This window comes from Enterococcus sp. (assembly GCF_022711995.1).
GTDB lineage: Bacteria > Bacillota > Bacilli > Lactobacillales > Enterococcaceae > Enterococcus_D.
This window is the reverse complement of the sequence record NZ_JALAHI010000089.1, coordinates 1-11,913: the sequence shown is the minus strand read 5'-3', so window position 1 is coordinate 11,913 and position 11,913 is coordinate 1. Positions and strand designations below refer to the sequence as shown.

Here is an 11,913-nt window from a genome sequence, read left to right as displayed (position 1 = left end):
TATGCTAACGGAAAAGCCGCAACGCTGGAAGAAGGTTTTGAGCTGGCACGAGAGTGTATCGCTTCCGGTGCCGCTTATGACAAATTGCAAATGCTGATCCGTCAGTCAAACAACCAATGAACTTCAATAAATAAGCAGTAACCTGAATAATTCATACATTCTATTCGAATGCTCACAAATCGCTTAACAATAATCAAAACACTCATTTTTCATTTTCACCCATTAGGTGATGAAAAAAGAACTCCGTTCTGTTATGGTAAAGGTGCTTAAACCAACCAAAAGAAAGGAGTTCTTCTAATGACTAGTTTACATGACAATCAAATGAAATTCAATTCAACGATGATAATTTCACACACAGGTGGCTGCTTATCCAGTGATTCAGGGTTAGTTCTAATGAAGGAGTTAATGGATACTCTTCAATTTTCAAAACTAGCAAAGCATTTTCTTCACATAGAGGACAAGCGCAATTATTATACACATGATAACGTGGAAATATTAGAACAACTTATCTTGCAATTGATTAGTGGTTATTCGGCTGATTCTTCAGCGAATATTTTAAGACAAGACCCTGTATTTCAAGCCATTTTAGGTAAGAAGCAACTAGCCTCTCAATCTTCACTTTCTCGTTTTTTTGATCGTTTTATGGAGAAAAATATTCATCAATTGCAAGCGTTAAATCAAGCATTAGTAGATCAAGTACGTTTGATTCGCAATAACACCGAATTAGTGATTGACATTGATTCCACTCACTCCGATACATTTGGACGTCAAGAACAAACAAATTACAATGCACATTATCAAACCTATGGATATCATCCGCTAGTTGCCTTTGATGGACTAACTGGTGACTTTTTAAAAGCAGAACTACGTCCAGGAAATCAATACACCTCGAAAGGAATAAAAGCGTTCATTGAACCATTGCTATCTCATTATATTGAAGCATTACCTACTACAGATATACTCGTACGTGGTGATAGTGGGTTTGCAACACCAGAGGTGTATGAACCTTGCGAGAATACCAACAGTCACTACGTCATTCGATTGAAAAATAATAACAAGTTAAGCCAGTTGGCAGAACAATTTGTTCAATACGATGACAATCAAAAATGGAATGAACAAGAGGTATATTATTTTTCTTCCTTTTACCAAGCACAATCTTGGTCAAAACCTCGTCGTGTCTGCATACGATCGGTTCGCGAGAGTGGTGAACTTCTCTTTCATCACGCATTTATTGTGACCAATTTATCCGAAAATGTCTCACCTGAAGTTGTCTTCTCTCTTTATGAAAAACGTGGAACGATGGAAAATTTTATCAAAGAAGCCAAAACGGGTTTCTTTTTTGACAAGACAGATAGTCCACGTTTTGTAGAAAATCATACGAGAATGATGATAAGCGTTCTTGCTTACAACCTTGTTAATTTTTTAAAAACGATTGCATTCAAAAAAATAGACCAAGGAATGACTATCCAGACGATTCGTTTACATTTTCTTAAAATTGCTGGAAAACTTGTTCAAACAGCCAGAAAAATATACCTTAAATTATCAAGCTATCATGTGCAACAAAACGAATTCTATGCAATTTTCAGGCGCCTAAGGCGGTGCCAATAAATCCTTCCTAACCTTAGAAAAAAAGGATGAAAAATCAAAGGGGTGGAGTCTGCCAAAAAACTGAATTGACTTTCACTTTAATAGCAATAGCCAAGAAAAGTAGAACAAAAAATTAAATTTTGTTAGAAATAGAGAGAATGTTTAAAGAAACGTACGTTTTTTTAAATAACTATTCAAAAAAATTAAGGCTATGAATTATTCAGGAAAAATGGTGTAATGGAAATTCATGAATATTGGGATGCCGATTATAGCCACAAAGAAAACTATGGCAAAGAAGAATGGGTCCAAAAAATTGACGAGACCGTTCAAGAATCGATTGCTGCCCATAAAATTAGTGATGTTGAAGTGGGTTCATTTTTATCCAGTGGCGTAGACTCTAGCTATGTAGCTGCGGTTTTACGACCAGATCACTCCTTTTCGATTGGCTTTGATGATAAGACTTATAATGAAGCGATTGAAGCTAGAAAATTGACCAAGATGCTAGGATTGAACAATACCGCTGCGGTAATTGATGGAGAAATGTCCTTCAAGGCGTTTCCACTGATTCAATATCATTTGGATGAGCCAGATTCTAATCCAAGTTGTGTGCCCCTTTACTTTTTGGCCAATTTGGCTGCTCAGCATGTGCGGGTAGTTCAGTCTGGTGAAGGTGCCGATGAATTATTTGCCGGTTATGCAGCTTATGGCTGGCATACGAATTCTAAAATGATCCGTGTATTTGCTCAAGGGTTGAAAAAACTGCCTAAAAATATCCGCTTCAAATTAGGCCGGACTTTGGGAAACATGAGAAACTTCCATGGGCGGATCCATTTGTATGAAGCCACTGCACCTGCGCAAGATTTCTTCATTGGACAAGCATTGGTTTTTGAAGAGCAAGAAGCTGAAGCCGTGTTACGACAAGAATATACGCAGGGGCCGTCAGTTGCCGAAATCGTAGCTCCTTACTATCAAAAAGTAGCAGGGATTACTGAGGAAGTGAATAAAATGCAATATCTGGATGTCCATCAATGGATGCCAAAAGATATATTGCTGAAAGCAGACAAGATGTCGATGGCTAGTTCTTTGGAATTGCGGGTGCCATTACTGGACATTGAAGTCATGAAGTTAGCTCAAACGATTCCAACAAAGTATTTGATCAATCAGCACAACACGAAAGATGTCTTTCGCCAAGCAGCGAATCGTCATCTGCCTGAAGAATGGGCAAATCGTGAAAAGTTAGGGTTTCCGGTTCCTATCCGAGCGTGGCTAAAAGAAGGAACGGGGTATCAAACAGTCAAAGATCTGTTTTCAGCTGATTTTGCCGGAGAGTTTTTTGACCAAGAAAAGATTTTACAGCTTTTGGCTGACCATCGTGCCGGCAAGCAAGGTCTACAACGGAAAATATGGACGATCTTTACTTTCTTAACGTGGTATAAAGTTTTCTTCATTGATGAAGAAATTCCTAAGGCAGAAACAATCGTTTACGAAACCATTTAAAAACACGAGGAAAGATGCAATCCCTCCAAGTACATTACCGACTTGAAGAGGAGCGACATCGAATCCTCGTGTTTTTTCATATTTTATAAAGCCAATAAGTTTTCTAGATAATCCGCTAAACCATCTTCTGCATTCGTTTTATCCGTAACATCATTTGCAACAGCTTTTAACTGGTCTGTGCCATTGGCCATAGCTACACCCCAACCGGCGTATTCAAGCATTTCTAAATCATTGTGTTCATCACCAAAAGCAATAATATCTTTTGGATCAATCTTCAAATAGTTAGAAATGACTGAGAGGCCCAATGCTTTGTGGACCCCCTTAGGAACAATTTCCAAAATAGCATGAGGGCCACCCCATGTCCGAACGTCAACGGTGTCGTTGAATTGATTGCTGATCCGTAAAGCTGCTGTTTCCGCAAACTCATTTTGTGTCTTAACCAACAAAGATGTCGGATCAGATGTCATATTCTTCAGTAAGTTTTGTTCAGTTACACTGTCTGAAGAAAAGAAACGTTGATCAAACCCATCCAGTTGATCAATGAAAAATGTTTCACGATTCTCAGCCGCGATGAAATCTAAATTTAAGTTTTCTTTTTGAGCCATCAGCTCAAAGGCGATCTCTCTTGAAACAGAATACTCTGTTTCGTTGGCCCATACTTGACGGGGCTTGTGTACCAATCCACCATTAAAGTTGACCATTGGAGTTCTCAAATCTAGTTGACGATAAAATTGATCACTCATACGAAAAGGACGCCCAGTTGCGATAGTCACATAATGTCCGGCTTTCGTTGCTCGTGTCAAAACATCAAATGTCCGTTTTGAAATTTGAGATTCTGTATTTAAAGTAGTGCCATCTAAATCGATGGCAATTAATTTTTGTTTCACTCGACTCGCTCCATTCTCTCTTACTAGTTTTTTAAGTGTAACATATTTTATTGAATTCACAAGAGATGAAAGAATTATGATAAGTTTCTGGAAATAGTTAGGCGACGGTCAAAACACGAACATTCTGATAAAATATTTAGATTTTGTTAATTTTTTTATTGTGGAATAGGGGGTATTCCCCTATAATTTGTAATTGTTCAATGGAAAGTGCAATTATTCTTTTCTTTTCAGAAACACTAACTAATCTTGTAGGAGTGAAAAAGTTACATGGAAAAGTTTTTCAAATTAAAAGAAAATAAAACAACAGTTTCAACAGAAGTGATGGCCGGGGTAACCACCTTCTTTGCAATGAGTTACATTCTTTTTGTCAATCCGTCTATTCTTTCTGCTTCAGGTATGCCGTTCCAAGCCGTCTTTCTGGCAACCATCATTGCCTCTGTGATTGGAACGTTGGTCATGGGACTCTTTGCAAATGTTCCTTATGCGCAAGCACCAGGAATGGGATTGAATGCCTTCTTTACCTTTACAGTTGTCTTTGGTCTAGGTTATTCTTGGCAACAAGCGTTGGCCATGGTTTTCATCTGTGGTGTGATCAATATTTTGATCACGATCACTAAAATTCGTAAGTTGATCATTCATGCCATTCCAGAAAGCATGCAGCATGCCATCGGTGGTGGGATTGGGATCTTTGTTGCTTACGTTGGGCTGAAAAATGCCAATCTATTGAGTTTCAGTGCGGATACTGCCGCAGTGACTGGATCAACGGTTGATGGAGACACTATCGTTAGTGCTTCATTTAATGGAGGCATCGTACCAGCACTGGCTAATTTCAACAATGCGCCAGTTATTTTGGCCATCATTGGCTTAGTTTTAACGACCGTACTGGTTGTAAAAAATGTTCGTGGAGCAATCATTATTGGAATCTTAGCTACAACGATTATCGGAATTTTGATGGGTGTGGTAGATTTAAGCACGATTGATTGGCAAGGAAATTCTCTTGGCAGTTCGATTAATGAACTAAAAACAACTTTTGGTGCTGCCTTTGGTTCAGAGGGAATGGGGTCATTGTTCAGTGATTCCACCAAAATTCCTCAAGTCATCATGACGATCATTGCCTTTAGTTTGTCGGATACATTTGATACTATCGGGACATTTATTGGTACAGGACGCCGGACTGGAATCTTTTCTCAAAAAGATGAAGAAGCACTTGAAGACAGTAAAGGCTTCAGCACCAAAATGGATAAAGCTCTTTTTGCTGATGCGATTGCTACTTCGATCGGTGCGATTTTCGGAACGTCTAATACAACTACTTATGTGGAATCCGCTGCCGGAATTGGTGCGGGTGGACGAACAGGTTTGACTTCTGTAGTTGTAGCGGCTTTGTTTGCTATCAGTAGTTTCTTCTCGCCATTGATTTCCGTTGTTCCTGCTCAAGCAACTGCTCCGGCACTGATTTTGGTCGGTGTAATGATGTTGGCTTCCTTTGCGGATATCAACTGGTCTGATCTTGAAGAAGCTGTGCCAGCTTTCTTTGCTTCCATTTTTATGGGTCTTTGCTACAGCATTTCTTACGGAATCGCAGCTGGTTTTATCTTCTATGCGATTGTTAAAGTTGTAAAAGGCAAATTCAACGAAGTATCGCCTATTTTATGGATCGTTAATATTCTCTTTATCTTGAACTTCATTATTTTAGCTGTCATCAGCTAATCCGGTTCAACGAAATGCAAGAATTTCTTATAGTGTTTTAAATAACGAACTATCCAATCGATAACTGATTTTTCCCTTTGATCTATCGGTCGCTTTGCAGAAGCGGTAGATGAAATTGGCAGATGAGACAGTTATCGAAGGGATAGTTTTATTTTGTAGATTGATCACATAATTTTCTGTCTTTTTTAATTTTACTATTTTAAAAAATGCGGTATAGTTTAAGAGAAAGAGGGTTTTGACATGAAAATTGATTGGAAACGAAATCTCCTAATTTCTTGGATTGGCTGTTTTTTTACTGGTGCAAGTTTTAGTTTAGTAATGCCGTTTATTCCGCTATATATCGAACAATTGGGGGCGCCTGAAAGTCAAGTTGAACTGTTCTCTGGTTTGGCAATTTCCGTGACTGCCTTTGCTGCCGCAATTATTGCGCCGGTGTGGGGGAATCTGGCCGATCAAAAAGGCCGCAGGATCATGATGATTCGGGCTGCTGCCGGTATGACATTCACGATGGGCTCGCTAGCCTTTGTCCCAAATGTCTATTGGTTATTGATCATGCGTTTCTTTACGGGGATTTTATCTGGCTATATTCCAAATGCCACAGCATTGATTGCTTCTCAAGCACCAAAAGAAAAAAGTGGTTGGGCACTGGGAACCTTAGCCACCGGCGCGATTGCGGGGAATTTGATTGGTCCTTCTATGGGTGGAGCGCTAGCACAGTGGTTTGGGATGCAAAACGTATTTATCATCACAGGAGTCGTTCTCTTGATTACGTTATTATTGACAGTCTTTTTGGTTCAGGAAGACTTTGAGCCAGTTGAAAAAGGCGATCTTTTGTCTGTCAAAGAAATTTTCGGGCAAATCAAAAATCTGCAATTATTGATTGGATTGTTTATTACCTCATTGATTCTACAGCTTGGTGTAACAAGTATCAGCCCTATTTTGACGCTCTATATCCGTGATTTGAGCGGCGATACAGGGAACCTGTTATTCATCAGTGGATTGATCGTATCGATCGCCGGTGTTTCAGCAATCATTTCTTCGCCAATTTTAGGGAAAGTAGGAGACCGCTATGGCAATCATAAAGTGCTGCTAGGCGGATTACTGCTTTCATTCCTTTGCTTTATTCCAATGGGCTTCGTAACATCGCCCTTCCAATTAGGGGCTTTGCGCTTTTTGCTGGGCTTTTCCACGGGAGCGTTGATGCCATCGATCAATACGTTGATCAGTAAAATTACTCCGATGGAAGGTGTCAGCCGAATTTATAGCTACAATCAAATGTTTTCTAACTTCGGCCAAGTTCTGGGCCCAATGGTGGGGTCGACCGTAGCCCATAGTTTCGGTTATCCCGCGGTGTTCTGGGTAACTAGCGCATTTGTCTTTTTGAATGTATGTCTTTCAACCTTTAATTTTCGCAAAAACTTTCATAAAAATGATCTCAGTTGAAAAGAAAAAAAAACCAGTTACAATGAGAGTAACTGGTTTTTCTTCTATAAATGACTGGTCTTTTTAGAAGCAGGAGCAATCATACCAAAAAGGATGATGATAACACCCACAACTAGAGAGATAATTGCGGTCAGTTGGAAATCATAGGTACCACCCGAAAGTGAACTTCCTAGATAGCCGACGACTTGACCTAAAATAAATGTCCAAAATAGTGTAACTAAGTAGCGCATGACGACACCTCTTTTCTGAGTATCTTGCTCTTTGCTTTTAGTTTATCACAAAAATTTTCAATGTAAAGATTTTCAAGTTTTCATTTATTCTTTTCAAACGAGAAATAAAGCAGAAACAAACGGAATTATCATTTTCGGAGGGATTTTTTATGTATCATCAATTGACAACCTTAAGCGCGTATTCGTTACTTCAAAGTACGATCAAAATTCCTCACTACATTGCTACTGCCAAAAAAGCTGGATACAAGGTTTTGGGACTAACAGACCACAATGTCCTCTACGGGGCCTTGGAATTTTACCAGCAATGTCAAAAGGTTGGGATCAAACCTGTGATCGGTGTTTTATTCGATTGCACTTTTGGCGAATCTTCCGGAACATTTCCATTGTATCTTTTTGCAAAAAATTTAGCCGGCTATCGTTTATTGATGCGGCTTTCCAGTGAAAAAATGATCAATGGTCATTTGGATTTGGCAGAGTATCTAACATTACCAGATTTGTTTGGGATTTTGCCTCAAGGACAAGGCTTTGTTCCCGAATACTCGGAAGATTCAGCGCTACTTTCCCAAATTTTGACAGAGTTTGTCGCTCGTTTTGATCAAGAGAGCCTGTTTCTTGGGGTACAAAAGGCAACGGACACACCAGAAAAAGAGTGGTTTCAACAACACGGCATTCAGCTGTGTGCTTATCGACCAATCGCAGCTCTGGAACAAGAAGAATTGTTTGCTGTGCAAGTGATGGAGCACATTAAAAGCGGAACGCAGATTGAAGATTTTCGTAAAGCAAAAGAACAGACTTCTGCTGCTTATTATTTGGAAAGCCCAGAGGAACTGCTGCAAGCATTTGGCGAAAATTCAGAAGCGTTGCTGAACAATCAGCGAATTGCAGAAGAATGCTCGTTGACGATTCCTCTTCATCAACGATTGCTTCCGCATTTTCCTTTGGAAAAAGAAGAAAATGCCGCTGATTTTCTCAGAAAGCTCTGTTTTGAGAAGTTGCCTCAACGAATCCCACACGTCACAGAGGCCCATCGTCAGCGTCTGGACTATGAACTATCTGTGATTCATACAATGGGCTTTGATGATTATTTCTTGATTATTTGGGATGTGATGGATTTTGCCCATAAAAATGAAATTGTTACTGGTGCAGGACGGGGGTCAGCGGCCGGTTCGTTAGTTGCTTTCGTATTAGCTATTACCGATGTTGATCCGATTGCCTATGATTTGCTGTTTGAGCGTTTTTTGAATCCTGAACGCTATACCATGCCGGATATCGATTTGGATATTCCTGATAATCGTCGTGATGAAATCTTGCACTACGTTCGGCAAAAGTACGGCCAAGAGTATATGGCACAAATCGCTACTTTTGGAACGATGGCAGCCAAGATGGTGCTGCGGGATGTCTCACGGGTATTTGGTCTATCGCAAAGTGAGGCTAATCGCTGGTCGAAAGCTATTCCTAACGCTTTGAAAATGACATTGGCATTGGCTTACGAGCAATCCAATCAATTGCGTGAGTTAGCAACCTTCAATGAACGAAACGAAACAATGTTTGCTGTGGCTAAGGTTTTGGAAGGATTGCCGCGGCATGTTTCTACCCATGCCGCTGGTGTTGTGATCAGTGACCAAAATCTTTTGGACCTAGTCCCACTTCAACAAGGAAGCGATGAGATCCTCTTGACTCAGTTCACAATGAATGATGTGGAAACAGTCGGTTTGTTGAAAATGGATTTTTTAGGCTTACGGAACCTTTCCATCATTGACAATACATTAAAAGGCATCAAACGAGTCTCAAATGAAACAGTTACCCAAAAGGCGATCCCATTGGATGATCCTGCTGTTCTGCGATTGTTTCAGCAAGGAGACACTGCCGGAATCTTTCAGTTTGAATCGGCAGGAATCCGAAATGTGTTGCGTAAACTAGGACCGGAAAGCATCGAAGATATCGCAGCTGTCAATGCGCTGTATCGACCAGGGCCTATGCAAAATATCGATACCTTTATTCGTCGTAAAAAAGGCCAAGAGAAAGTGGTGTATCCAGATGCCACGTTGGTGCCCATTTTGCAAAATACCTATGGAATCATCGTTTACCAAGAACAAATCATGCAAGTGGCTTCTAAAATGGCTGGGTTTTCCCTCGGTCAAGCAGATATTTTGCGGCGAGCTATCAGTAAAAAGAAAAAAGATGTCTTAGATGAAGAACGCCGTCACTTTGTAGAAGGGGCCGTGGCTAATCATTTTTCAGCAGAAAAAGCAGAAGAGGTCTATGATTATATCGAACGATTCGCCAATTATGGCTTTAATCGTTCCCATGCCTTTGCTTACTCCTTCATCGGTTTTCAAATGGCCTACCTCAAGGTCCATTACCCAGGCCCATTTTTTGCTGCACTGCTGCATTCAGTGAGGAATAATCCTAGTAAACTAAAAGAATATTTGAATGAAGCAACTCGGTATGGTGTAGCCATCTTACCGCCATCTATTAACAAGAGTGGCTATAGTTTCTATTTGCAATCGAATCAGCAGATTCGTTTTGGATTTAGCAGTGTCAAAGGAATCCGTAGAGACTTGATCCAAGATATTTTGGATGAACGGAAGGAAAATGGGGCATTCTCCTCTCTAGATCAATTCCTGTTACGTTTGCATCAAAAAAATAGTAAATGGTTGAAAGAAGATTATTTGCGCCCGTTACTAAGCATTGGCGCCTTTGATGAATTGGTTACCAACCGAAAGCAGGCCATCATCCAGTTAGAAGGGAAAATCCAAAATATTGCCTATAGCGGAGGCAGTCTCGATTTATTAGAGACGATGGCGCTAAAAGAGGCCGAAGTCGCTGATTATGATTTAGAACAAAAGCTGGCATTGGAAGAAGAATACTTAGGCGTTTATCTTTCAGGACATCCTGTGCAACAATATCAGAAGCTGCAGCAGCTAAAGCAGACCATCGCGATCGCTGACTTAGTGCCCAACGAACGTGTCCGGATACTTTTTTATGTGCGTCACATTCGAGAAATCCGCACAAAAAAAGGAGAACAAATGGCCTTTCTTGAAGGAACTGATGCTAGTAAAGAAGTCTCAATCACCGTCTTTCCGATACTGTATCGTCAAGTGCGGGGAGATGTTGCAGAAAATGCTGTTTTGTATGTGGAAGGAAAAGTGGAAGTAAGTCGTTACAATGGTGAAATCCAACTGATTGCTGATAAAATAGAGCTAGCTGAAAAAGCACAGGCTCAGCTAACCGATCAAACTTGTTTTCTGAAGATCACACCCGCGGTTGAGAAGGATCATCTGCAAGAATTGTCGCAATTACTGAGAAAACATAAAGGACAGATTCCAGTTGTGCTGTTTTATGAGCGAAATGGGAAAAAAGTTTTGTTGACAGAAGAGAACTGGGTAAAAAAAGATGAAGAAATTGAAAGCAGATTAGGAAGCCTCTTGGGAACAGAAAATGTTATTTTCAAGTAATTTTCCGAAAACGTAATTTCAAACTTACACTTTTTTCAACTTTTTCCCACGAATTCAAGACATTTCTCTGGAATAATGGTAAAATACTACTCGTGGTTATTACTTGAAAAGTATCAAATAAGGGAGTTCCAATTCCCTAAACAAATCTACTAATGAGGTGAATGGATAATGAAACGCATTGGAATTCTAACCAGTGGCGGCGATGCGCCGGGGATGAACGCAGCGGTTCGGGCAGTTGTCAGAAAGGCCATCTTTGATGGGCTTGAAGTATATGGAATCAATTACGGCTATGCCGGCTTGGTAGCAGGAGATATCCGCCGTCTTGACGTGGCAGATGTAGGCGATAAGATCCAACGAGGCGGAACATTCTTGTATTCTGCACGCTATCCTGAATTTGCAACGCAAGAAGGTCAGTTGAAAGGGATTGAACAACTGAAAAAATTCGGTATCGAAGGTTTGGTCGTTATCGGTGGAGATGGTTCTTATCATGGTGCGATGGCTTTGACTCGTCATGGTTTCCCTGCAATTGGTATTCCAGGAACAATCGATAACGATATTCCAGGAACAGACTTTACGATTGGTTTTGACACAGCGATCAATACCGTTTTAGAATCAATCGATCGCATTCGCGATACAGCAACTTCCCATGTTCGGACATTCGTAATTGAAGTAATGGGACGCGGCGCCGGGGATATCGCTCTTTGGTCAGGTGTTGCCGGTGGAGCAGATGAAATCATCATTCCAGAACATGACTTTGATATGGCTGTCGTTGCAAATCGTATTCGCGAAGGACGTGACCGTGGAAAGAAACATTGCTTGATCGTTTTAGCAGAAGGCGTGATGGGCGGAAACGAATTTGCTGACAAATTATCTGAATATGGCGATTTCCATACTCGGGTATCGATTTTAGGCCACGTTGTTCGTGGGGGATCACCAAGCGCAAGAGACCGTGTATTGGCAAGTAAATTTGGCTCATATGCTGTAGAATTGCTGCAACAAGGTAAAGGCGGATTGTGCATCGGTATCGAAAACAACCAAATGGTTGCTGCAGATATCATTGAGACCCTTGAAAACAACAAACACAAACCAGATATTTCTTTATAC

The 11,913-nt window shown here is 40.5% G+C and carries 7 protein-coding genes and 2 pseudogenes; 7 read left to right on the top strand and 2 right to left on the bottom strand.

What is annotated here, in order from left to right:
• The 3 genes and pseudogenes from Q0A12_RS08895 to Q0A12_RS08885 all read left to right on the top strand — a co-directional run.
• Positions 1-120: pseudogene (locus Q0A12_RS08895) on the top strand (anthranilate phosphoribosyltransferase); the annotation flags it as partial.
• 177 nt (positions 121-297) lie between these two features.
• Positions 298-1,608: an IS1380 family transposase gene (locus Q0A12_RS08890; protein ID WP_285706582.1), complete on the top strand. Its 1,311-nt coding sequence runs from the start codon at positions 298-300 to the stop codon at positions 1,606-1,608.
• 204 nt (positions 1,609-1,812) lie between these two features.
• Positions 1,813-3,084, top strand: a pseudogene (locus tag Q0A12_RS08885) (asparagine synthase C-terminal domain-containing protein); the annotation flags it as partial.
• Between the two features lie 83 nt (positions 3,085-3,167).
• Here Q0A12_RS08885 and Q0A12_RS08880 read toward each other — a convergent pair.
• Positions 3,168-3,971: a Cof-type HAD-IIB family hydrolase gene (locus Q0A12_RS08880; RefSeq protein WP_291292294.1), complete on the bottom strand. Its 804-nt coding sequence runs from the start codon at positions 3,969-3,971 to the stop codon at positions 3,168-3,170.
• A gap of 267 nt (positions 3,972-4,238) precedes the next feature.
• On the opposite strand from Q0A12_RS08880, the gene Q0A12_RS08875 reads away from it, so the two are divergent.
• Entirely contained in the window at positions 4,239-5,678 is a 1,440-nt protein-coding gene (locus Q0A12_RS08875; RefSeq protein WP_291292293.1) for an NCS2 family permease, read from the top strand.
• A 240-nt stretch (positions 5,679-5,918) separates the two neighbouring features.
• A complete protein-coding gene (locus tag Q0A12_RS08870; RefSeq protein ID WP_291292292.1) occupies positions 5,919-7,121 on the top strand; it encodes a multidrug efflux MFS transporter in 1,203 nt (400 codons plus the stop codon).
• A 44-nt stretch (positions 7,122-7,165) separates the two neighbouring features.
• On the opposite strand, the gene Q0A12_RS08865 is transcribed toward Q0A12_RS08870, so the two are convergent.
• Positions 7,166-7,351 (bottom strand): YjzD family protein, encoded by a 186-nt coding sequence (locus tag Q0A12_RS08865; RefSeq protein ID WP_291292291.1) that lies wholly within the window; start codon positions 7,349-7,351, stop codon positions 7,166-7,168.
• Between the two features lie 149 nt (positions 7,352-7,500).
• Here Q0A12_RS08865 and dnaE point away from each other — a divergent pair, with 149 nt between their 5' ends.
• Both dnaE and pfkA read left to right on the top strand, forming a co-directional pair.
• Positions 7,501-10,809, top strand: coding sequence for a DNA polymerase III subunit alpha (gene dnaE, locus Q0A12_RS08860; RefSeq protein ID WP_291292290.1), 3,309 nt, complete (start codon positions 7,501-7,503; stop codon positions 10,807-10,809).
• A 168-nt stretch (positions 10,810-10,977) separates the two neighbouring features.
• Positions 10,978-11,913: 6-phosphofructokinase (gene pfkA, locus Q0A12_RS08855; protein ID WP_291292289.1), on the top strand; the 936-nt coding region annotated here is incomplete at its 3' end.